We start from the raw sequence: 21,954 nt of genomic DNA on the forward strand, positions 1-21,954 counted from the left end.
CGCCCCGTCGCAAGAACTTCCAAAATGCTTAGAGCAGAGAAAACCAAAAACGCTACCGCGATCAGTGGCGGTCTTCGCCTGTCGGGAGAGCGGGGACGCGGCCCGGCTTCCAGCCTCGGCGGCGGCCCATCGGAATGACGGCCCCGCCGAAGGCGACGAGGACGGTGAGACCGAGCGCGCCACCGGCGATACCGAGCCCGATGTTCCGGGTGCGGTGGTCGACGGGCGCGGCGTGCGCGATGGGGACGGGGCTGCTCAGCGGGCGGGCGGCGGACGTCTGCCCGGGCTTGGCGTTCGGGTCCAGCACGGCGGACACCGCCTGCATCGGGCTGATCATTCCGTACCCGCTGCCCTGCCCGTTGCCGCCTTCGGCGGTGATCAGGATCCGGTTGATGACCTGCTGGTACGTCAGCTTCGGGAACCGGGACCGGACGAGCGCGGCGACTCCGGCGGCGTAGGGGGCGCTGAAGCTGGTGCCCTGCAGGCCGCCCGCGTAGCCGGTACCGACGGTCGAGATGATGTCCTGGCCCGGCGCGGACACGTCGATGCGCGTCTTGTGGTTGGAGAAGTCGGAGATCGTGCCGTTCTGGTCCACCGCGGCGACCGACAGGACGCCCGGATAGTTGGCCGGGTAGCCCGCGCTCTCCTTGCCGCGCTCGTCCTTGTCGACGTTGCCCGCTGCGGCGACGATCAGCACGTCGTGCTGCTGCGCGACCTTGACGGCCTGCTGCAGGAGCGTGGTGTCGGGGGCGCGCGCCGAGACGTTGATGACCTTGGCGCCGTGCTCGGCGGCCCACTTGATCGCCTTCGGCAGCAGGGTGTTGTCGTCGGTGCTCTCGCCCGTGGTGAACTTGGCGTCGAGCAGCTTGACCTGCGGCGCGACCCCGACGAACGGGACGTTGCGGCGGCGCATGTCGGACCCGGCGATGATGCCGGAGACCTGGGTGCCGTGCCCGTAGCAGTCGGTGGGCGTGGTGCCCGTCGCGTCGAAACTGCCGACGATCTTGCCCTTGAGCTGCGGGTGGGCGGCCTCGATGCCGCTGTCGACGACGGCGACGGTCACGCCGGCGCCGCGGGTGATCGACCACGCCTGCTCGAAGTCCAGCCGCCGCTGCGCCCAGGGCTGCTGGGTGATCGCCGAGGCGGGCTGGCCGCTCGGCTTGTTGCACTGGCCGCCGGACGGGGCCTGCTGCTGCTTGCGCTCCGGCGACTTGGTCGGCGTCGGCTTCCTGGTGGCCGGCGGCTTGGTGGTCGGCGCCGCCTGCGGCCGGTCGCCGGGGGCGGCGGACGCGACCGGGGCGAACACGAGCGCCGTGGTCAGGGCCAGGCCGGTGGCGCCGGCCACGAGTCCCGCTCCGCGCATTCCCATCTCTCCTGAAACCGTGCGAACGCCATGACTCTAGACGATTCGCCGCCGTCACCCGGCCTCCCGTCCTCATCGGGACGCGCGGGTCCGCCTCCTTTCAGCGGCAAGGCTCTCCGCCCTCACGCGGCCTCCCCGCGCTTCCAAGAGGCTCGCCGCTTCACTGGGGCTCCTCGTCCTTGCTCGGCGGCTCCACGAGATCCTCGTCCCACGTCCAGCCGAGGGTGCGGGCGGTGGCGGCGAGGGCGTCCCGGCTGCGGCCGCTGATCTCGACGGCGTAGTCCGCCATGCCGGTGTCGTGCCGGACGATCACGTCGGGGCCGCCGAACAGGGCGGTGTCGGCGCCGAGCTCCCGCCAGTTCTGGAAGCCCATCGGCCGGTAGGCCGCCTCGATGCGCTCCCGCACCGGGGGGTCGTCGGGGAAGTCGTCGTCGCCGAGCTGGACGGACCAGCCGAAGTGGGACGGCAGCCGGACGGCGGCGAGCAGCACGAAGAACTCGGAGATCGACCGGGCCTGCGGGACCCACCCGTCCTCGCCGACGCTGACGAGCACGCGCGGGTCGTCGTGGCCGGCTTCGGACGCGAGGTAGGCCCACTCGTTGCAGTACTCGTACTCGGCCATGAAGCAGCAGAGCCGCAGGTCACCGCCGGTTCCGACGAACGGGTTCGGCTCCGGCAGGCCCTCCGAGACGCCGTACCCGGACGGGTCGGGCCGCAGCGTCGGCGGGTACTCGGGGTTCGTCCAGTACAGCCGGGACGAGTACGTGAAGGAGTTGAACGGCAGGTCCCACCATTCGTCCAGCGCCTTCGGGATCGGCAGCGTCCGGTCGACGCCCTCGAAGGGGTCCTCCTCCTCGCCGGTCCATTCCTCGTGGAGCGTGCGGACGTAGGCGCGGTGCTCGGTCTCCGACCACTTCGGCCACGGGTCGACTCCGGCGGGCACCGTGTAGCCCCATTCGTCCTGGAATTCGCGCAGCAGGTCCCAGCGCGGGCGCGGCGCGGCGAGCCGTTCCGCGAACCGCCCATAGTCGATGATCTCCGTCACGCTGGAAGCGTAGCCCCCGGCGCTCTCCGGAAGGCCCCGAGCCAGGTCATCCGCGACCTTAAGGACTCAACGGTCGCCGTACTAGCATTCGGCGCGTGCACTCCACCGCCCCCGTCCCCCCGCCTCCGGGGGAGCCGTCCGGCGAAGGCGGGGACCGCGCCTCCGCGAGGCGCCGGCTGGTCCCCGTCGCCGTGGTGTGCGCGGTCGCCGCCGTCGCGGCGGCGACGTGGGTCGCGGGCGGTTTCGAGGAGGCGCCGAAGCAGCCCGTCGAGAGGCCGGGCAGGGCGCTGGACGTCGGCCTGTTCACGCTGACGGTCCGGGACGCGCGGCTCGGCCTGGTGAAGGGCGCGTTCGACACGGCCCCGAAGCGGTACCTGATCGTCCGGATGCGGGTCGTCAACAACGGCAAGGAGACCGAGTCGCTCGGCGACGGCGGCCTGAAGGACGGTCTCGCCGCGCGCACCAAGGCCGGCAAGTGGCTGGAGCCCGACCAGGTCGAGGGCGTCGCGGGCGGCGCGAAGACGGACTCGGTGCAGCCGGGCCTGCCCGTCGAGGCGTCCGCGATATGGAAGGCGGGACCGGCGGACGCGCCGCGCCGGTTCACCGTCGGCCTGCGGAAGTGGGAGTACCGGACGGGCTTCACCGACGTCAGCTACAACTGGCTGCCCGATACCGAGGACGGTGCGCTCGCCGCGAAGATGACCCTCCCGGTCGCGGCCGCCGCGACCCCGGCGGCGCCCGCGCCGTCCCCCACGCTGTTCCCGACGCGGGCGGCACGCCCGACCCGAGCCGCCCGCCCGACGTCCGGCGCGGCGCGTCCGACCGTGCGGACCACCCGGCCGCAGCGGCCCCGGCCGACCGCGAGCCCCTGATGGACGGGCGCGAACTGCTGGTGCGCGGCGGTGCCGGTGTCGTCGGGACGGGCCTGCTCGTCGCGGCGATGTGGGTGCACACGATGCGGCCGAAGGTGGACGCCAAGGAGATGGACCCGCTCCGCAACGACGGGAAGATCGGGCAGACCGTCTCCAATCGCATGTTCAGCGTCCGCGTCGACGGCGTGCAGGCGGCGCGGTCACTGGCGCCCGGTCTGAGCTTCGGGAACGAGCCGGCGATCGGCACCGACGGCGTCTACCTCGCGGTGCGGATCCGGGCGAGGAGCGAGCGCGAGCCGCTCCGCCTCGGCACCGCGGTGCTGAAGACGCCCGGCGGCTACGGCTACCGGTACGACCCGCGGTCCGGGACGACGAGCACCGTCCCGGACATGCAGCCGATGATCTGGGCGCCGGGCACGCTGCTGTTCGAGCTGCCGAAGGACCGCCTGCGCGGCGCGCATCTCGTCGTCGGGACGGGCGGGCTGCTCCCCCAGTTGTCCGCCGCCGCCGACATCGACCTCGGGATCGACGCGGACCGGGCGCGGGCGCTGCTCCGCGGCGCCGTCGACCGCTTCGACCCGGAGGCGGCCTCGTGACGACCGCGGCCGGTTCCGGGTTCGACGACCCGCAGCGCACGAACCCCGACCTGCCCGCGATCCCCGCGCGGCCGCGCTCGCGGCTCCGTCCCCGCGACCGGCGCGTCATCCAGGCGCTCGCGCTGACCGCGCTACTGCCCGCCCTCCTCGTCCTGAAATGGATGGACGAGACCGACAGCGTCGAGAAGAACCTGAAACCGCCGGAGAAGGTGACGGACGTTCCGCGCGGCGCGACCGGCACGCTGGTGGGCGCGCGGTGGAAGGTGGTCGCACGGCAGGCCGCCGCGCCGCCGTCGTTCGGCACGAAGCCGAAGGACGGCACCGTCACGGAGCTGCAGGTGGTGCTGGCCGTCCGGCCGGACGACGCGGCCGCCGCGAAGGCGGTCGGCTCCTACGGCATCGTCTACACCTTCACCGACGGCGACGGCCGCAGCTGGTCGGCGACCGGCCTCGCCGCCGGGACGGTACGGCCCGGCGCCGTCGGCCGCGTCACCGTCAGAGGGACGGTGCCCCGTACGGTGGCGGCGGCCCTGGCGCTGCGGGTGCAGGCGCCGAAGGCGTCGCGGAAGCAGGGGACGCCACTGCCTTCGCTGCGTTTCGCGCCGTGACCCGCGCCATCACCAGGTTGAACGCGGCGGCGAGCAGGCAGATCCGGAGGATCTCGAAGACCAGGCCCGTCCCGAAGTCCACCAGCGGCAGCCGCGGCATCCACCACGTCACCTCGTGCGGGCCGAGCAGTTCGTACACCCAGCGGCGGGACGCGTCCCGGCCCACGTCCAGCGCGGAGAACAGCAGGCAGAACACCGCGAACGGCATCATCCCGGACCGGCGGACGAGCCGCAGCCCGTACCAGGCGGGCAGCCACATCTCCCGGAACCCGCGGGTCAGCACCTCCCGGACGCTGCCCTGCCGCTCGATCCCGCCGGCCGCCGCGAGCCGCCGCGCGGCCCGGCCGCGGCCGAGCACGACGCGCTCGTCGCCCGCGTCCAGGCCGAGGATCACCCCGGCGATGACCAGCCAGATCAGCGCGCCGAGCACCGCGTCCTTGAACGGCGGCCACAGGTCCAGGACGGGTCCGGCGGCGCCGTCGATCCACTGCCAGGCCCGCCGCCCGGTGATCCAGCCGGCCGCGTCGCCGCGCAGGTGGTCGATCGTGAAGATGCCGAACAGCGTGAAGTTGATCTCCAGGAAGGCCATCAGCGCGCCCGCCGAGCGGCCGAGCCGCTCCTCCAGCAGCCACTCCACCGCCGTCTTCACCACGAAGAACCCCACGGTGATCCCGACGGCGAGCACGACGTGCTTCTCCAGCGAGATCAGCATGCCCATGCCCTTGAGCTGCCCCTGGAAGCCGCCCTCGGCGAAGCCGCGGCTCGCCGCCATGTCGGCGAACTCGCGGGCGTCGTCGGTCTGCATCCCCCACGCCAGGTAGAAGATCACGAACGGGAGCGCGGCCCGCGCCATCGCGCCGACCACCGACTCGTCGTTCCCGACGGCCCACGGCGTCAGGTCACCGTCCGCCGCGCGGGCGTGCACGACGTCCAGGCCCTCGCGGACGCAGTGCACCATCAGCACCGCCGTCGCCAGAGTGATCACCACCAGCAGGCCGACGGTGACGAGCGGCGCGACCGTCGCGGCGGTGCCCTTCATCGCGCCGAGCCGGTACCCGCCGTACAGCGCGCCGTACCGCAGCAGCCGACCGGCGGTGAACCACAGCGTCAGCGGCAGGACGAACCGTCCCGCGAGCTTGAGCGCGGCCCACGGCAGCAGCAGCGGCGACCGACCCGACAGTGCGAACATCGCGCCGATGCTACTCCGCAGGCCACCGGCCTCCCCAGGCCACCGGCCTCCCCCAGGTCACCGACCGCTACGGGCTGCGGCGACCGTCCCAGGCGGCGGCCGGGAAACGGCGAACCCCGCCGCCCCGGACGGACCGGGACGGCGGGGTTCGGAGGTTCAGGCCGGACCCGGCCGGTGCCCGCCCGGGGTCGTCCCCCGAGCGGGCGCGCGGTGGGTCAGATGGCCACCTGGAGCGCGGCGACCTCGCCGGTCTTGGCGGTGACCGCGTTGTCGACGCTCACCCCGCCCGCGGCCAGCACCCGCACCGTCCAGTCGCCGTCGGCGGCGAAGAAGCGGAACACGCCCTCGTCACCGGTGACGACCTCGGCGGTGAACTCGCCGGTCGAGTCGAGCAGTCGCGCGTACGCGCTGGACACGGGAGCGCCGTCACGGGTGACGGTGCCCTGGATCACGGCCTCGTTGGTCAGGTCGACGGTCGCGGGAAGGTGCGCCGTCTGCTCCGGCGCTGCGCAGCCCTGGGTCATTGCTCCTCCATCTCCGTGCACACGGAAAGATTCGTTCCGCCGGCGGCGGTGGGGTGTCGTGCGGGGTGTTACTCGGGTGCTACTTGGGCTCGCCGAGCTCGATCGGCACGCCGACCAGCGAGCCGTACTCGGTCCACGAACCGTCGTAGTTCTTCACGTTCGGCAGGCCGAGCAGCTCGCGCAGCGCGAACCAGGTGTGGGACGAGCGCTCGCCGATGCGGCAGTAGGCGATCGTGTCCTTGCTCAGGTCGACGCCGGCCTCGGTGTACAGCTCGCGGAGCTCGTCGTCGGACTTGAACGTGCCGTCGTCGTTGGCCGCCTTCGACCACGGGATGCTGCGCGCGGTCGGCACGTGGCCGGCCCGCTGCGACTGCTCCTGCGGCAGGTGCGCCGGGGCGAGCAGCTTGCCGCTGAACTCGTCCGGGGACCGGACGTCGATCAGGTTCTTGCTGCCGATCGCGTCGACGACCTCGTCGCGGAAGGCGCGGATCGTGAGGTCCTGCTCCTTGGCCTTGTAGTCGGTGCGCGGACGCGACGGGACGTCCTCGACCAGCTCGCGGGAGTCCAGCTCCCACTTCTTGCGGCCGCCGTCGAGCAGCTTCACCTTGTCGTGCCCGTACAGCTTGAAGTACCAGTACGCGTACGCGGCGAACCAGTTGTTGTTGCCGCCGTAGAGGATCACCAGGTCGTCGTTGGCGATGCCCTTGCCGGACAGCAGCTGCTCGAAGCCGGTCTTGTCCACGAAGTCGCGGCGCACCGGGTCCTGCAGCTCGGTCTTCCAGTCGATCTTGACGGCGCCACGGATGTGGCCCTTGTCGTAGGCGGACACGTCCTCGTCCACCTCGACCAGGACCAGGCCCGGGTCGTCCAGGTGGGCCTCGACCCATTCGGTGTCCACCAGGACGTCGGAGCGGCTCATGCGGGAACCTCCCTGTCGGAGCGAATCTTCGCGGTGATACGTCGGAAGAGCGGATAAATCTCGCAGCCGAGGCAGAACCCGAACGCCGCGTTCAGGAACGCCGCCGCCAGCGCGAGGGCGGTGGCACCGATGCCGAGCCAGGTGATCCCCGTCCCGTATCCGACCGTCCCCACCGCGGCGAAGACGAACCCGACGCCCTGCGCGAAGCGGGGCGGGGCCTCGTCCTCCAGTTCCGCGGGAGGAGCGAGCCGGGGGCGGATCAGCGCTTTGAACACCAGCCCGTACGGGGCGTACCGGAGGCCGAGGAACGCGCCGATGGCGAACACGACGGCCTGAGCGGCGAGCAGTGCCCAGCTTCCGGTCACCAGGACCGCGACGAGAACGACCGTCGTGACCGAGGCGCCGAAGCGCGGCCCACGCGGATCAACCTGCATCGGGGTGCTCCATGGCGGAGAGGAAGCGTGCGTACGAGCGTGGAAATCGGAAGAGCTCGGGGGCGGATGGGCTCGATGCCTCAGGCCGTGCGACAGAGCGAGGCGGCCACGCGGCAGAAGTCGACCGCGCGGCGCTTCGTGAGCATCTGCTCTGTCCAGTAACGCACGGACACGATGTTAAGCCGACAATCCACGCCCTGTCACATCCGTCTCGCCTTCCGAGACAGTGACATGTGTCTTATCCCAGGTCATCGGGGTACGGCTCACAGGTTGATCGGCCGCCTCCGGGTCTTGACAGCACCGTGACGGACCCGCCCGGAGGCCTTCCGGGCACGGCTCCCCGGTCACCGGACCACGCCCGCCGGGCTCACTCGTCCGGCGCGCTCACCGGGCTCGGTCACGGGATCGCGACGCCGAGGGCGGCGATCACGTCGGCCTTGCGGGGCGCCCCGGCGGCGCGCCGGACGATCCGCCCCGCCCCGTCCAGGACGAGGACCGTCGGCGTCCGCACCACGTTCAGCCGGCGCACCAGCTCCAGGTGCGCCTCGGCGTCCAGCTCCACGTGCGCGACGCCGTCCACCATCCCGGCGACCTCGCCGAGGACGCGCCGGGTCGTGCGGCAGGGCGCGCAGAACGCGCTGGAGAACTGCACGAGCGTGGCCTTCGCGCCGAGTTCGGCGCCCAGCTCGTCGGGCCGCAGGGTCTCGCCGGCCTGCTCGCCCACCTGCTCGTCCACCTGGACGTCGCCGTCCTTCCGCCCGTCCCGGGTGGCGCCGCCGGCGCCCGGCACGGCGCGCAGCACGCCGTCACGGCGCCGCCGCACGAGGCCGAACACCGTCGCCGCGAGCAGCACCCCGAGGGCGACCAGAGCTCCTGTCATCACCTTGGGCAACCCGCCCGCGACCGCGTTTCTTCCACACCGCGAGCCTACGTGGGGATCGTGAGCAGCGGCTTCCCGTCCAGCCCGACGATCTCGAACGAGTAGAGCTGGCCGCGCGGGAACATCGTCGAGCCGTGGTAGTCGCCGTAGCCGGTGTCGTAGGGGACGGACCAGCTGCCGATGGCGTCCCGCCGCCCGTCCCTGGCGATCACCATCATCCGGCAGTGCTCCCCCTTCGGCACGCCCGACAGGTACAGCTCGACCTGGGTGCCCCACTCCTTGCGCTGGAGGAAGACGACGCCCTTGATCTTGTTGTCGGGGTTGACGGCGGTGATCCGCTCGCCCCGGCCCGCCGGGGTCACGGTCGGCTCCGGCTCCGGCTCCGGCGGGGCCGACGCGGCGGGCGGGGACGCGCCCGGCGGGGACGCGGTGCGGCCGCCGTCGCCGGACGGCAGCACGAACCCGCCGAACAGCGCGCCCGCGACCAGCAGCAGGCACGCGGCGGCGGCGAGCGGGGCCCATCGGGTGACGCGGCCCCGCCCGCCGGCCGGCCGCCCCAGCGGTCCGAGCCGTCCCCTCCGCCGTTCGGCCGCGCGGGTCAGCAGCCCGTCCAGGAACTCCGGGTCCGGCGCCGCCGCGCGGCCCGGCCCGGCCACCTGCTCCAGCTGCGCCTCCTCGACCCGGCCGAGCAGCGCCGGCAGCCCGGCCAGCCCGGCCAGCTCGTCCCGGCACGCCGGGCAGCCCTCCAGGTGCGCGTCGACCCGCCCCCGCTCGGCCGGGTCGATCGCGCCGACCACGTACACGCCGAGCGCGGTGCGCACGTCCGCGCATTCGTTCATGGCGCCAACCCCCGCTCCTCCAATGCGAGTTTGAGCGCCCGCAGCGCGTAAAAGGTGCGGGACTTCACGGTGCCGGCCGGGATGCCGAGCGCCTGGGCGGCCTCGGCGACCGACCGGCCGCGGTAGTAGGTCTCCACGAGCACGGCCCGGTGCGACGGGGTCAGCTCGGCGAGCGCCTCGGCGACCGTCCAGGACTCCAGCGCCCGGTCGATGTCGTCCGAGCCCGGCAGGGTCGCCATCACCTGCTCGTCGATGCCCGTCTCCGGGGGCCGCGCCCGTTTCGCCCGGTGCGCGTCCACCACGAGGTTGCGCGCGACGGTGAACAGCCAGGGGCGGACCGGACGGCCCGCCAGCGCGTCCGGATGCCGCCAGGCGCGCAGCAGCGTCTCCTGCACGACGTCCTCCGCCTGGAGCCGGTCCCCGCCGGTCAGCCGCAGGACGTAGCCCAGGAGGGGACCGCCGTGCTCGCTGTACAGGGCGCGCAGCAAACCCTCATCCGCGGTGGGACCCACATCCCTGTCACGGATGCGGGCGCGTCCCGGTTCACGGGGGCCGCGGCTATTTCTGCTGCTGCTGAAGATCGTTCAGGTTGACGTCGTGGGCGGTCGCCGTGACCTTCAGGCCGCCGGCGGTCGGCTCGATGCCGCTGATCCGCGCCCCGATGGGCAGGTCCCTGACCGGGACGACCCAGGTCAGCTGCTGCCGGACGAGCGTCAGCGGCATCTGCGCGGCGCCCTCGCCCACCGACTCCGGCGTGATCGCGATGCCCTTGGAGGTCGGCTTCACCGACACGACCGCGGTGCCGTTCACCTGGAACCCGAGGACGCTGCCGGTCAGGTCCACCGAGAGGTCGTTCCCCTTGGGGCCGATGCTCTTGACCTCCTTCGGGGCCTCCTTCTTGATCACGTCGTAGGGGATGATCGCGGAGGCGGCGGCGGTGTCGGCCGTCATGTTCGTGGTGTCGCCGTTGATCACGTCGGACAGCGGCGCGTTGAGGCCGCGCATGTCCACCGTCACGTCGGAGACGGTGACGCCCTGCTCCGTCCAGTCGCCGATGTCGACGGTGATGTGGTCGTACTCGCCGCCGACCACCTGTGTCAGGAACGGGATGCCGTGGATCGTGACATCGGGCTGCCGCGGCAGGTTGTACTGCGCCGCGACCTGCTGCCCGATCCGGTTCTGCGCGATCCGGACCCCGACCCGGTCGGCGACGACCAGGCCCACGGCGACCACGATCAGCAACCCCAGCAGTGCTTTGCGCATCTCTCTCCCTCGAGCGGCGGCATGCGCGATCGCCACACCTTATTGCCCGGAACGCCCCGGTCGAGTCGCACTGCGGGATGAGTTCGCCCGGCGCCCGGATCACTCCGTGAGATCGGTTCCGGCGCCGGAACTCCGGGATCAGCCGCCCGCGAAGGGCGGCAGCACCTCCACCACGCCGCCCTCCGGCAGCTCCACCGACCCGTGCGGACGGCCGCCCACCGGGTCCCCGTCGATCAGGAACGAGCTGCGGCCGACGACCCGCGCGAAGTCCGCGCCGCGCCCGTCGCGCGCCAGCGCGGCCTCGATCGCCTCCGCCAGCGTCCCGGCGTCGTAAGGCTCCTCGTGCGTCCCCGCCGCCGCCTTGGCCGCGGCCCAGTACCGCATCGTCCCTCTGGCCACGCTCCCACGATCTCATGGCTTCCCGGTATGCGGCCATTGCCTCTGTCCAGGGCTCGGATATGCTCAGGACGAGGGATCCGGGCGACGAGGCCATGGAGTTCATCCGCATGACCCTTCATGGTCACCTCGTCTTCGAGCCGCCGACCGTGGCCGGGCTTGAGGATGAGCCGCCTGGGTCCTACGTCTTTTTAGGGGACGAGGAGGCGGGCCCTTGAGCAGCTTGCTCTTGTTGACCAACGCGCTGGAGCCGTCCGACGAGGTCCTGCCCGCGCTCGGGCTGCTGCTGCACTCGGTGCGGGTCGCGCCGGCCGAGGCGTCCGCGCTGATCGACGCGCCGCCCGCCGACGTCGTCCTGGTGGACGCGCGGCGCGAGCTGGTGCAGGCCAAGAGCCTGTGCCGGCTGCTGCGCACCACCGGACTGGACTGCCCGCTGCTCGGCATCGTGACCGAGGGCGGTCTCGCCGCGCTCAGCTCCGAGTGGGGGCTGGACGACATGCTGCTGCAGACCGCCGGGCCCGCCGAGGTCGAGGCGCGGCTGCGGCTCGCGGTCGGCCGGGCGGCGGCGGTCGCCGACGCCGAGGAGGTGCCCGGCGAGATCCGCAGCGGCGAGCTGACCATCGACGAGGCGACCTACACGGCGCGGCTGCGCGGCCGGATCCTGGACCTCACGTTCAAGGAGTTCGAGCTGCTCAAGTACCTCGCGCAGCACCCGGGCCGGGTCTTCACCCGCGCCCAGCTGCTGCAGGAGGTGTGGGGCTACGACTACTTCGGGGGCACCCGGACCGTGGACGTCCACGTCCGGCGGCTGCGCGCCAAGCTCGGTGCCGAGTACGAGTCGCTGATCGGCACCGTCCGCAACGTCGGCTACCGCTTCGTCCCCGATCATCGTCCCGGCGACGCCGAAGAGAGAACCCCCGCCAAAGCGTGAGCCCTGGCGGGGGTTCTTCGTTCAGCGCCCGCTGACGGCGGTTCCCGCGGATCGGACCTCGGCCGCCGGCCACGGGCAGGCGAGTGCGGCGCGCCTGCCCGTGACGGGGGTCAGGGGGTCGCCCCCCTGGACACGACCGCGCCGGTGTCGGGGTCGAGGATGACCTGCTCGGCCTTGGGGCGCCGGAAGTCGAACATGCCCTCGATGCCGCCCGCGCGGGCGTCGAAGGAGGCGTCGCCGATCCGGCCGGTGCCCCAGTTGTCCTCGATGAAGCGCAGCACCGACGCCTGCTCCACCGGGCGGTGGTCGACGTGGTTGACCTTGGCGTACGGGGAGACGACCAGCATCGGCAGGCGCTGGCTCGGGCCGCAGCGGTCCTGGTAGCCGCCCATGGCCTTGACGCTCGTGCACAGGGGCTGGTCGGTCGCGGCGTCGGTCGAGCCGTTCGTGATGCGCGGTGCGGCGTGGTCGTACCAGCCGTCGGAGTCGTCGTAGGCGAGGACGACGGCGGTGGACTTCCACTCCGGCGACCGCTGCAGCTTGTTGATCGTGCTGGTGACGAACCTCTGCTCGTCGATCGGGTCGGAGTAGCCGGCGTGGCCGTCCTGGTACGAGGGCGCCTTGAGGAAGCTGACGGCCGGCAGGTTGTGGGCGCCGAGCGCGGCGTCGAAGTCCGTCAGGTCGTACTGGTGGTTGGCCTGGTCGGTGCGGCCGATGGCCTGGACGGACGACGGCGGCAGGTGCTTCTCGTTCGCCGTCGACTTGTAGTACTGGAACGGCTCGTGGTGCGGGCTGTAGTCGACGACCTGGTTGTGGCCGATGTTGGCGTGGGCGGCGCCGCAGACGGCGTAGCCGTTCGCCTTGCCGGTGGGCCGGAACCCGCCCTGGAACCAGCCCCAGGTGACCTTCCTGGCGTTGAGGAGGTCGCCGATGTTCTTGCCGGTCATGACGGCGAGGGCGTTGGCCGAGGTGTGGTTATTGTCGGAGCAGTCGTCGAACGCCGGGTCCGGGTCGTTGATCATGGTGCCGACGCCGTCCGCGTCCGGGGACTGGACGGTGTAGGCGTCGGTGACCTTCTCGTGGGTCTTCGGGTCGACCGCGTAGACGCCGTGGGTCTGCCCGGAGATCAGGTTGATGGCGCCGGGGGTGGACGGCCCGAACGTCCCGTCCCACGAGTTGTCGCTCATGGCGTAGTGCTGGGCGTAGTTCCACATGCCGGTGACGGTGTTGCCGTCGTAGTAGTCCATGACGAGGCCCGGCTCGCCGAACAGAATGGGCTGCCCGGTGCACTTGTCCTTGCCGGTGAACTCGACGAACTTGTCCATCTCGCCGCCGTTGACGGCCTTCTGCTCGGCGGCGTAGCCGTGGTCCTGGTCGCAGGTGAGGGCCTGGGACGGGGTCAGCCGCTTCGGGTCGTACTGGTTCGGGTTGTCCTTCAGGAGCTTCTCGGTGAGGCCGTTGACCTTCGGGGTGTGCTTGGCGGGGTGGAACGGCGTCCCGTCGGTGTTGGCGGCGTGCGGGTAGGTGCCGAAGTAGTGGTCGAAGGAGATGTTCTCCCCGTAGATCACCACGACGTGCTCGATCGGTGTCCGCGGGGGCGCGCCCGGCCCGTGGCCGGTGGCGCCGTCCCGCGCCGCGATCCCGGTGGGCGCGCCGGACGTTCCGCAGGCGGCGGCGAGGCCGGCCAGCCCCGCCGTGACGGCGGCGGCGGCGATCAGCGCGGGCCGGCGGCGGGCGCCCGGCCGGTGTCCGGTTCCGGCCGGTTCTCTCGGACCTGGTGTCTCCCGCATGTCTTGTCTCCTCCTCTGGTGCGAGGGGCCCGCAGGCGCGCCGCGCGCCTACCCGAGCAACCCCCGGCCGAGATGATCTACCCGATTCCGGGCGCCGGGAAGAACGAAGAAGTAACCGCCGCCGAACGGTGATATGTAGTCGGTGAGGGGTTCGCCGGCGAGCCGCTCCTGGACGGCCTCGAACTGGCGGTGCGGATCCTGCTGGAAGCAGCCGAAGACGAGGCCCATGTCGAGGTTCCCGGCGCCGTCGACGCCCCGGTCGTAGTTGCAGGACCGGCGCAGGATGCGGCTGGCCTCGGTGTCCGGGACGCGCGGGTTGGCGCGGCGGATGTGGCTGGTCAGCGGGATGACCTTGCCGACGGGGTCGGCGGCGTAGCGGGGCGCGTCGGTCTCGTGGACGCCGTCGAGGGGCGCGCCGGTGTCGCGGCTGCGGCCGAACATCTGCTCCTGCTCGGGCAGCCCGACCCGGTCCCAGAACTCGACCAGCATCCGGATCAGCCGGATGACCTGGTACGTCCCGCCGGACGTCCAGGGCGGCTCGTCGGCGGCCGCCCACACGAGCCGGTTCATGGCGGCGGCGTCGGTGACGTCGGGGTTGGCGATGCCGTCCTTGAAGCCCATCAGGTTGCGGGGCGCGCCGGACGGCCGGGGCCGGCTGGAGAACCCGCTGATCCGCCAGCGGATCTGCATGCCGCCGCGGGTGTGGCGGCAGATGTCGCGGAGCGCGTGCAGGACGGTGTCCTCGTCGGCGGCGCCGAGGGTGAGGGCGAGGTCGCCGTGGCACCAGGCGGGGTCGAGGTCGTCGTCGGGGAAGGTCCGCATCCGGGTGAGCCGCTTCGGGCGCCGGGACGCGAGCCCGAACCGGTCGTCGAACAGGGACGCGCCGACGCCGGCGGTGACGGTGAGGCCGCCGCCGGGGGCGTCCGGGCCGAGGATGCCGGAGTCGGGAGGCGGTGCGCTGATGCCCGGCTCGGCCGGGACGCCGCCGCCGGTCAGGACGCGCGCCCGGTCGGTCAGCGCGCGCATCAGGTCGGTGAGCTCGGCCCTGCTCTCGGCGATCACGTCGAACGCGGCGACGATGGAGCGGGCCTGCGGCTCCTCGATGATCCCGGCCTGGTGGACGCCGTGGAACGGCGGCGCCGCCGGGGACGGGCTCTTCGGGTCCTTCGCGTCCGCCGGGGCCTTCGCGGCGGCGGCGCTTCCGGTCGTGACCGCTCCCGCGACGCCCGCGGCGAGCGCGCCGCGCAGGAACGAGCGGCGGCCGGGCCCGCTCCCGGTGTCCTCCGGACCGGTGCTCACGACGTCCTCCGGACCGGCGTTCATGACGTCCTCCGGACGGCGGCGACGGTCGCGACGGACGCGAGCCGCTCGACGAGGTCGCCGACGGCGCCGTTGACGCGCTCACGGTCGGTGGTGCTCAGCTCGTCCAGCGGCGTCCATCTCCCGTGCCGGTGCTGCGCCTCCAGCAGCCTGGACACGCGGTCGAGGCCGGCGTCGATGCCGCCGAGGTCCATCCGGGGCTTCAGCACGGGGCGCAGCGGGTCGAGGACCGCGCGGGTCCCGTCGAGGTTCGCCGACGCGGTCGCGAGGGCCGTCCCGCTGCCCTGGTCGCCCTTGCCGGTCAGCTCGAACCGCACCGTGTTCTCGAGGATCTCGTGCGCCCGCAGCCCGAGGTCGGACGGGTCGATCTGCTCGCGCGGGAAGTCGGCGACCAGCGCCCGGACGTCGGCGGCGAGCCGGTCCGCCGGTCCCCGCAGCGACGCCGCGGACTCCCCGTGCCACAGCCCGTGCTCGATGCGCCGGAAGCCGGTGAAGCCCGGGTCGCGGACGCCGTCCGGCAGTCCCGCCGGGCGTCCGTCGATCTTGTCGGCGTAGTCGCCGAACGTGCCGTACGCGGCGCCGAGCCGCTCATAGGCCAGGTGCGCGGGCAGCCATTTCTCGCGCGCCGCGTCCAGGTCGCCGGAGCGGACGGCGTCGCGCAGCTCGTCCACCCGGTCGCGCAGGACGCCGAGCCCCTTCGTCACGTACGCGCGGTAGGACCGCAGCGCGGGGAACAGGTCGTTCTGCGTGACGGGACGCACCGCCGGGCCGCCCGCGGAGCCGGTCACGGTCACCTTCGGCCCGGTGACCGGGTGGCCGCCGTCCGGGAAGCACCAGAACGCGTAGGTCCCGCCGCCGACCGTCACCCGCAGCGCCCGCGTCGTCCCCGGCCCGACCCCTTCCAGCTCGGCGTAGATCGCCCCGCTGGACGGGTCGATGAGGTCGACCTCCGTCGCGGCGCTGTCGGCGTTGTGCACCATCAGCGTCTGCGTGCCCGCGCGCGGATCGTTCCAGCCCCGGCCGCAGTGCGCCCGGTCCGCCTGCACCACCGGCGCGGCCCGGTGGCCGCCTCCGCCGCCGCAGCCCGCGAGACCGGCCGCCGCCACGGCCGTGAGCAGCGGGAACGCGGGCGTCCTTAACAGGTGCGCCCGCGGGCGCGCGCGGTCTCGGTCCACCGCGGCAGGTTAGCCGAAGCGTCCGGTGATGTAATCCTCCGTGCCCTTCTGCTCGGGGTTCGTGAAGATCTTGCTGGTGTCGTCGATCTCGATGAGCTTCCCGGGCTTGCCGGTGCCGGCGATGTTGAAGAACGCCGTCCGGTCGCTGACGCGGGCGGCCTGCTGCATGTTGTGCGTGACGATGACGATCGTGTACTGGCTCTTCAGCTTGCCGATCAGGTCCTCGATCGCGAGCGTGGAGATCGGGTCGAGCGCCGAGCACGGCTCGTCCATCAGCAGCACCTGCGGCTGGACGGCGATCGCGCGGGCGATGCACAGCCGCTGCTGCTGGCCGCCGGACAGGCCCGCGCCGGGCTTGCCGAGCCGGTCCTTGACCTCGTTCCAGAGGTTCGCGCCGCGCAGCGACTCCTCGACGACCTCGTCGAGGCGGCGCTTGCCGCGCACCCCGTTCAGCTTCAGCCCGGCCGCGACGTTGTCGTAGATCGACATGGTCGGGAACGGGTTGGGCCGCTGGAACACCATGCCGACGACGCGGCGGACCGCGACCGGGTCGACCGACGAGGCGTACAGGTCCTCGTCGTCCAGCATCACCTTGCCCTCGACGCGCGCCCCCGGGATCACCTCGTGCATCCGGTTCAGGGTGCGCAGGAACGTGGACTTGCCGCAGCCCGACGGGCCGATGAACGCCGTCACCGAGCGCGGCTCGATCGTCATCGAGATGTCCTCGATGGCGTGGGTGCCGCCGTAGTAGGCGTGCAGCCCGGAGACTTCGATCCGCTTGGCCATTGTGGGGTTCTCTCCTATCGGGCTATCGGGACGACGGCTTGCGCAGCCACGCGACGAGGCGGGCCGCCAGGTTGAGCAGCATGATGAGCAGGATCAGCACCAGCGCGCCCGCCCAGGCGCGGTCCACCGCGTTGGTGTTGGGGTCGGTGGACTGGTCCCAGATGAAGGTGGGCAGCGAGCCCTGCGCGCCGCTGAACGGGTCGGTGTTGATCGCCTTCGTGATGAAGATCGTCAGCAGCAGCGGGGCGGTCTCGCCCATCACGCGCGCGACGGCGAGCATGACGCCGGACACGATGCCGGGCAGCGCCGTCGGCAGCACCACGAACATGATCGTGCGCCAGCGCGGCACGCCGAGCGCGTACGCCGCCTCCTTGAGGTCGCCGGGGACGAGCTTGAGCATCTCCTCGGTGGCGCGGACGACGGTCGGCAGCATCAGGATCGTCAGCGACAGCGCGCCCGCGAAGCCGGAGAAGTCCATACCGAGCGCGAGCAGCCAGAACGCCAGGACGAACAGGCCCGACACGATCGACGGGATGCCGGTCATGACATCGACGAAGAAGCTGATGGTGCGGCCGAGGCGCCCGTTGCGGGCGTACTCCACCAGGTAGATCGCGGTGAGCACGCCCAGCGGGACGGAGATCAGCGCGGTCAGCCCGACCTGCTCCAGCGTGCCGATGATCGCGTGGTAGGCGCCGCCGCCGGCGTCCTTGCTGGCCAGGCCGTTCATGGAGTGGGTGAGGAACACGCCGTCGAACCGCTTGGCGCCGTTGGAGATCACCGTCCACAGCACCGACACCAGCGGGATGACCGCCAGCAGGAACGCCGCGTAGACGAACACCCGCGCGGCGCGGTCCTTGGCCTTGCGGCCCGCCGAGACCGAGGCCAGCGTCGAGGTCGGCTTGGTTCCGGAGAGGGAGGTCACGAGAACTCCTTGCGGCGGGCCACGACCGCGCGGGCGCCCACGTTGACGATCAGGGTGATGACGAACAGGACGAGACCGGACGCGATGAGCGCGCTGCGCCCCGCCGGCCCGGACATCGCGAAGGTGTTCGCGATGTTCGCCGCGAACGTGTTGCCGCCGTCCTTGAGGATGTGCCAGTCGATCCCGGACGTGGTGGACAGCACCATCGCGACCGCGATCGTCTCGCCGAGGGCGCGGCCGAGGCCGAGCATCGCCGCCGACACCATCCCGGACCGGCCGAACGGCAGCACCGACATCCGGATCATCTCCCAGCGGGTCGCGCCGAGCGCCAGCGCCGCCTCCACGTGCGCGTGCGGGACCTGCACGAACACCTCGCGGGTGATCGCGGAGATGATCGGCAGGATCATGATGGCGAGCACGATGGACGCGGTGAGGATCGTCCGGCCGCCGGTCTCGTTCCCGCCGAACAGCGGGATCCAGCCGAAGTAGGTGTTGAGGAACTCCGACACCCCGGTCATCTTCGTGACCAGGAAGTTCAGCCCCCACAGGCCGTAGACGATGCTCGGCACCGCGGCGAGCAGGTCGACCAGGTAGGCCATCGCGCCGGCGAGCCGGCGGGGCGCGTAGTAGGTGATGAACAGCGCGATGCCGACCGCCACGGGCACCGAGATGACCAGTGCGAGGACCGAGGTCATCAGCGTGCCGAAGACGAGCTGGGCGATGCCGAACTTCGCGGGGGTCCCGTCGGGGTTCCACTCCTGCGAGGTGATGAAGTTCGCCTTGTCGTCCTGGAGCGCCGGGATCGCCTTCCACACCAGGAAGACGGCGATCGCCGCCATGATCGCCAGGATCACCAGGCCGGAGCCGCGGCTCAGCCCGGCGAAGATCCGGTCCCCGGCGCGGCCGGTGCTCATCGAGAGCGCGGGCCGGGGACGCTCCGCCGCCTTGGCCAGGGCGGCGGGTGTGTCGCTCGTCACGGTGTCTCCCTCCTCGCGGCCCGCGTCCGGGCCGCTGAGACGTGCGGCGGCCCCGCCGCCGGGATCGCCGGCGGCGGGGCTGTGGCTGGTGCCGGAGTCCTCGCCGGTCAGGACAGGCCCTTGACCGTCTCGCGCACCTTGGTGGCGATGTTGTCGGGCAGCGGGGCGTAGCCCTGGGCGGTCAGCGACTGCTGCCCCTCGGGGCTGGAGATGTAGGTCAGGAAGGACTTGACGAACTTCGCCTGCTCGGCGGGCAGGCCCTTCTCACAGGCGATCTCGTAGGTCACGAGGACCAGCGGGTAGGCGCCCGCGACCTTGGTGCCGTAGTCCAGCTTCAGGGCGAGGTCGTTGCCGGTCCCGACGATCTGCGCGCCCTGGACGGCCTTGGAGGCGCTCTCCGGGCTGATCTCGGTGTACTCGCCGGCGCCGTTCTGCAGCTTCGCCGTCTGCAGGCTGTTGTTGCTGGCGAACGACAGCTCGACGTAGGAGATCGAGCCCTCGGTCTGCTTCAGCGCGGTGGAGATGCCGTCGGAGCCCTTCAGGCCCTGGCCGCCGGGGGCGACCCACTTCTTGCCGGGCTCGAACGACCACACGTCGGGCGCGGTGGCCTTCAGGTACTTGGTGAAGTTGTCGCTGGTGCCGGAGTCGTCCGAGCGGTGCAGCGTCTTGATCTCGGAGGACGGCAGCTTGGCGCCGCTGTTCTCCTTGGCGATCGCCGCGTCGTTCCACTTGGTGATCTTGCCGGCGAAGATGCCCGCGAGCGTCTTCGGCGACAGCTGGAGGCCGTCGACCCCGTTGAGCTTGTAGACGACCGCGATCGGGCCGGGCACCATCGGCAGGTCGATCGCCTTGCCGGTCTTGCAGCGCGCGTCGGCGGGGCCGTGCTCCTCGGGCTTGAGCGCCGAGTCGGAACCGGCGAAGGCGACCTGGCCGGAGGTGAACGCCTGGACGCCCGCGCCCGAGCCGCTCGGGTTGTAGTTGATGTTGGCGCCCGAGCACTTGCTGGTGTAGACCTTCGTCCACTCCTCGATCGCGTTCTTCTGCGCGCTCGACCCGGCCGCGTTGATCGCGCCCTTCGCGCAGTCGATGTTTGCGGCCGCTGGGCTGTTCGCACCCGTGGTGTTGCCGCCGTTGTTGTCGTCACTGCCGCAGGCGGACAGGGCCAGCGCCCCAGCGACGACCACACCGCCGAGGGCGGCGAGCCGAGAACCGTTCTTCACCGGGAGGTCTCCTCTTGGATTCGTCGGGCGGGTCCCCCGACCGCCGCACTGGCACGGTTTGACCAGGTGGTGGGGTCGCCGTCGGATGCGACGGTAGGCAGGCGAGGTGACCGGACACCCCGATCCAGGTGAACGGAGAATGAACGAGGCCAGGCCCTATTACGAAGAATGTCCCGATTTGGCGTGGCCGCCGGGTTAACAGCGCAGCTCAGACATGCCAAAAGCCCGTGCGGAGAAGGTCATCCGGGTTTGCCGGAACGGACACCGGGAACCGGCGCGATCCGGCCACGGAGACGGATCCGGACCGCCGCCGGAGGTTCCGGCGGCGGCGCGGCACCGCCTCCGGTCACCGCGGATCGGCGGGCTCGTCCAGGCGGCGCTTGTAGTAGGCCCACGGCGAATCGAAGTCGGACGGGACGATGAGCTCCCACCCCTGCTCCTCCAGCGCGCGACGGCGGCGGCGCGACGGCCACCACAGGCGCCGGTGCTCCCACTTGTCCGGCGACGCCTCGACCAGATGGAAGAGGTAGCCGTAGTCGACGGCGTGCCAGCCTCGGCGGCCCTCCTTCTCCAGCGCCTCCATCTCGTTGAAGGCGTGCAGTGGCCGCAGCACCCTGCGGGTGGGGCCGCCGTCAGGGACGGCCCCCTTGGCCGCCGCCACGGAGGCGCCGAACCGCTGCTGGGCGGCCTGGCGGCTGATGCCGAGCAGCCCGCCGAGGGCCTCCCAGCTGTGCCCGGCGGCGCGCGCGCCGGTGATCGACTGGCGCAGCAGCCTGCTGGTCTCCTCCGCCGCGACGGCCGACGCGGCGACCATCAGCAGGGAGGCGTCCGGGTCGCTGTCGAGGCCCTTGCGTCCCTGCTCGCTCGCCGACAGGACGGCCTCGGCGACGGCCTCGCGGATCGCGTCCGCCTGCTCATCGGCGAGGAACGCGCTCACCGGCCGTCCTCGTCGCGGGCCGGCAGCGGCTCCAGCTCGTCGAGGCGGGCGGCGACGCCGATCAGGGCACGGGCAGGAGGGGTCATGATGTCAAGGATTCCTTGACATCACTCGGGGGCGCCGTACATCACGTCGACCGCGAACCGGGTGAACCCCAGCGACTCGTAGAGCCGGACGGCCGCCGTGTTCGACTCGTCCACGTAGAGCATGAACTGCGCGACCCCGGTGTCGCGCAGATGGTGCAGCCCGGCGAGCGTGAGGGTCCGGCCCAGGCCGAGGCCCTGCGCGTCCGGGTCGACGCCCACCACGTACACCTCGCCGATGCCGCCGGGATGCACCTTCGTCCAGTGGAACCCGGCGAGCTCTCCGCCGCGCTCGGCCAGGAAGAAGCCGGACGGGTCGAACCAGTCCTCCGCCTCGCGCTCGCGGACGTCCTCGATCGTCCAGGCGCCCTGCTCGGGATGGTCGGCGAACGCGCGGCCGTTCACCCGCAGCCACGCCTCCTCGTCGCGTCCCGGCTCGAACGTGCGCAGCCGGACGCCCTCGGCGACCGCCGGCTCGGGCAGCGGCCCCTCGGCGGGACGGCGCATCTGGAACAGCGCGCGCACACGGGCCATCCCTTCGGACTCGGCGAGCCCTGCGGCGGCCGGGAGATCGCCGTGGGCCCACACCCGCAGCGGCCCGCCGGCCTTCTCGCGCAGCGCCCGCAGCAGCGCGCGCCCATGCCCGCGCCGCCGGTGGTCGGGGTGCACGACCAGCTCGCCTGCGGCGGGCTCGTCCTCCGTCGCCGGATCGAGATGCGCGTAGCCCGCGACCGCGCCGCCGTCGCGGACCACCAGTCCCCCGCGCCCGGCGCGCAGCGCGAGCAGCGCGTGCTCCGACAGCGGTGCCACGCCGTCGGCTCCGGCGGCCGCCTCGACCAGCGCCCCCACCCGCTCCGCCTCGTCCGCCCGCAGCTCCTCCATGAT

General features: G+C 72.2%; 24 protein-coding genes. 4 read left to right on the top strand and 20 right to left on the bottom strand.

Features of this window, described 5'->3' with window-relative positions; translation table 11 throughout:
- Positions 1 to 61 precede the first annotated feature (61 nt).
- Entirely contained in the window at positions 62 to 1,363 is a 1,302-nt protein-coding gene (locus tag amrb99_RS16125) for a S8 family serine peptidase (RefSeq protein ID WP_190856784.1), read from the bottom strand.
- 160 nt (positions 1,364 to 1,523) lie between these two features.
- Positions 1,524 to 2,408, bottom strand: coding sequence for a hypothetical protein (locus amrb99_RS16130; protein WP_190856785.1), 885 nt, complete (start codon positions 2,406 to 2,408; stop codon positions 1,524 to 1,526).
- A 95-nt stretch (positions 2,409 to 2,503) separates the two neighbouring features.
- Between amrb99_RS16130 and amrb99_RS16135 the strand changes: the two genes are divergently transcribed.
- From amrb99_RS16135 to amrb99_RS16145, 3 genes are read left to right on the top strand one after another with little or no spacing between them, the layout of a single operon-like run.
- Entirely contained in the window at positions 2,504 to 3,280 is a 777-nt protein-coding gene (locus amrb99_RS16135) for a hypothetical protein (RefSeq protein ID WP_190856786.1), read from the top strand.
- A complete protein-coding gene (locus amrb99_RS16140) occupies positions 3,280 to 3,876 on the top strand; it encodes a hypothetical protein (RefSeq protein WP_190856787.1) in 597 nt (198 codons plus the stop codon). Before amrb99_RS16135 ends, amrb99_RS16140 begins: the two co-directional genes overlap by 1 nt.
- Positions 3,873 to 4,484: a hypothetical protein gene (locus amrb99_RS16145; protein WP_190856788.1), complete on the top strand. Its 612-nt coding sequence runs from the start codon at positions 3,873 to 3,875 to the stop codon at positions 4,482 to 4,484. The genes amrb99_RS16140 and amrb99_RS16145 overlap by 4 nt, the downstream gene beginning before the upstream one ends.
- Here the strand turns inward: amrb99_RS16145 and amrb99_RS16150 are convergent.
- The 9 genes from amrb99_RS16150 to amrb99_RS16190 form a co-directional block, all read right to left on the bottom strand.
- Positions 4,372 to 5,673 carry a hypothetical protein gene (locus tag amrb99_RS16150; protein ID WP_190856789.1) on the bottom strand — a complete coding sequence of 434 codons (1,302 nt, stop codon included), beginning with the start codon at positions 5,671 to 5,673 and terminating at the stop codon, positions 4,372 to 4,374. The two genes, amrb99_RS16145 and amrb99_RS16150, sit on opposite strands and share 113 nt — an antisense overlap.
- A 215-nt stretch (positions 5,674 to 5,888) precedes the next feature.
- Positions 5,889 to 6,197 (bottom strand): DUF1416 domain-containing protein, encoded by a 309-nt coding sequence (locus amrb99_RS16155; protein ID WP_151539333.1) that lies wholly within the window; start codon positions 6,195 to 6,197, stop codon positions 5,889 to 5,891.
- Positions 6,198 to 6,276: 79 nt separating this feature from the next.
- Positions 6,277 to 7,116 (bottom strand): sulfurtransferase, encoded by an 840-nt coding sequence (locus amrb99_RS16160; protein ID WP_190856790.1) that lies wholly within the window; start codon positions 7,114 to 7,116, stop codon positions 6,277 to 6,279.
- Positions 7,113 to 7,550 (bottom strand): DUF4395 domain-containing protein, encoded by a 438-nt coding sequence (locus amrb99_RS16165; RefSeq protein ID WP_190856791.1) that lies wholly within the window; start codon positions 7,548 to 7,550, stop codon positions 7,113 to 7,115. Before amrb99_RS16165 ends, amrb99_RS16160 begins: the two co-directional genes overlap by 4 nt.
- 397 nt (positions 7,551 to 7,947) lie before the next feature.
- Entirely contained in the window at positions 7,948 to 8,430 is a 483-nt protein-coding gene (locus amrb99_RS16170) for a thioredoxin family protein (RefSeq protein WP_190856792.1), read from the bottom strand.
- A 47-nt stretch (positions 8,431 to 8,477) separates the two neighbouring features.
- Complete coding sequence (locus tag amrb99_RS16175; protein ID WP_190856793.1) at positions 8,478 to 9,269, bottom strand: zf-HC2 domain-containing protein; 792 nt, start codon at positions 9,267 to 9,269, stop codon at positions 8,478 to 8,480.
- Positions 9,266 to 9,781, bottom strand: coding sequence for a sigma-70 family RNA polymerase sigma factor (locus tag amrb99_RS16180; protein WP_347256706.1), 516 nt, complete (start codon positions 9,779 to 9,781; stop codon positions 9,266 to 9,268). Before amrb99_RS16180 ends, amrb99_RS16175 begins: the two co-directional genes overlap by 4 nt.
- Positions 9,782 to 9,827: 46 nt before the next feature.
- The gene (locus amrb99_RS16185) at positions 9,828 to 10,532 is read right to left on the bottom strand and encodes a DUF2993 domain-containing protein (RefSeq protein ID WP_190856794.1); all 705 of its coding nucleotides are present in this window, start codon (positions 10,530 to 10,532) and stop codon (positions 9,828 to 9,830) included.
- 138 nt (positions 10,533 to 10,670) lie between these two features.
- Positions 10,671 to 10,931: a MoaD/ThiS family protein gene (locus amrb99_RS16190; RefSeq protein WP_190856795.1), complete on the bottom strand. Its 261-nt coding sequence runs from the start codon at positions 10,929 to 10,931 to the stop codon at positions 10,671 to 10,673.
- 211 nt (positions 10,932 to 11,142) lie between these two features.
- On the opposite strand from amrb99_RS16190, the gene amrb99_RS16195 reads away from it, so the two are divergent.
- Positions 11,143 to 11,859: a response regulator transcription factor gene (locus tag amrb99_RS16195; protein ID WP_190856796.1), complete on the top strand. Its 717-nt coding sequence runs from the start codon at positions 11,143 to 11,145 to the stop codon at positions 11,857 to 11,859.
- A gap of 110 nt (positions 11,860 to 11,969) precedes the next feature.
- Here the strand turns inward: amrb99_RS16195 and amrb99_RS16200 are convergent, their stop codons facing one another.
- The 9 genes from amrb99_RS16200 to mshD form a co-directional block, all read right to left on the bottom strand.
- Positions 11,970 to 13,649 carry an alkaline phosphatase family protein gene (locus amrb99_RS16200; RefSeq protein ID WP_190856797.1) on the bottom strand — a complete coding sequence of 560 codons (1,680 nt, stop codon included), beginning with the start codon at positions 13,647 to 13,649 and terminating at the stop codon, positions 11,970 to 11,972.
- A gap of 48 nt (positions 13,650 to 13,697) precedes the next feature.
- Positions 13,698 to 14,972: an iron uptake transporter deferrochelatase/peroxidase subunit gene (efeB, locus tag amrb99_RS16205; RefSeq protein ID WP_190856798.1), complete on the bottom strand. Its 1,275-nt coding sequence runs from the start codon at positions 14,970 to 14,972 to the stop codon at positions 13,698 to 13,700.
- Positions 14,969 to 16,144, bottom strand: a complete 1,176-nt coding sequence (locus amrb99_RS16210; RefSeq protein ID WP_206699964.1) for an EfeM/EfeO family lipoprotein — start codon at positions 16,142 to 16,144, stop codon at positions 14,969 to 14,971. Before amrb99_RS16210 ends, efeB begins: the two co-directional genes overlap by 4 nt.
- Before the next feature lie 9 nt (positions 16,145 to 16,153).
- Positions 16,154 to 16,930, bottom strand: a complete 777-nt coding sequence (pstB, locus tag amrb99_RS16215; protein WP_190856799.1) for a phosphate ABC transporter ATP-binding protein PstB — start codon at positions 16,928 to 16,930, stop codon at positions 16,154 to 16,156.
- A 22-nt stretch (positions 16,931 to 16,952) separates the two neighbouring features.
- Positions 16,953 to 17,852, bottom strand: coding sequence for a phosphate ABC transporter permease PstA (pstA, locus tag amrb99_RS16220; protein ID WP_190856800.1), 900 nt, complete (start codon positions 17,850 to 17,852; stop codon positions 16,953 to 16,955).
- Positions 17,849 to 18,766 carry a phosphate ABC transporter permease subunit PstC gene (pstC, locus tag amrb99_RS16225; protein WP_190856905.1) on the bottom strand — a complete coding sequence of 306 codons (918 nt, stop codon included), beginning with the start codon at positions 18,764 to 18,766 and terminating at the stop codon, positions 17,849 to 17,851. The genes pstA and pstC overlap by 4 nt, the downstream gene beginning before the upstream one ends.
- A 170-nt stretch (positions 18,767 to 18,936) precedes the next feature.
- The gene (gene pstS / locus amrb99_RS16230) at positions 18,937 to 20,049 is read right to left on the bottom strand and encodes a phosphate ABC transporter substrate-binding protein PstS (RefSeq protein ID WP_190856801.1); all 1,113 of its coding nucleotides are present in this window, start codon (positions 20,047 to 20,049) and stop codon (positions 18,937 to 18,939) included.
- Positions 20,050 to 20,395: 346 nt separating this feature from the next.
- The gene (locus amrb99_RS16235; protein WP_190856802.1) at positions 20,396 to 20,986 is read right to left on the bottom strand and encodes a hypothetical protein; all 591 of its coding nucleotides are present in this window, start codon (positions 20,984 to 20,986) and stop codon (positions 20,396 to 20,398) included.
- A gap of 107 nt (positions 20,987 to 21,093) precedes the next feature.
- Positions 21,094 to 21,951, bottom strand: coding sequence for a mycothiol synthase (gene mshD / locus amrb99_RS16240; protein WP_190856803.1), 858 nt, complete (start codon positions 21,949 to 21,951; stop codon positions 21,094 to 21,096).
- Positions 21,952 to 21,954 lie beyond the last annotated feature (3 nt).

Origin of the sequence: Actinomadura sp. RB99, from assembly GCF_014706005.1 — a bacterium.
GTDB lineage: Bacteria > Actinomycetota > Actinomycetes > Streptosporangiales > Streptosporangiaceae > Spirillospora.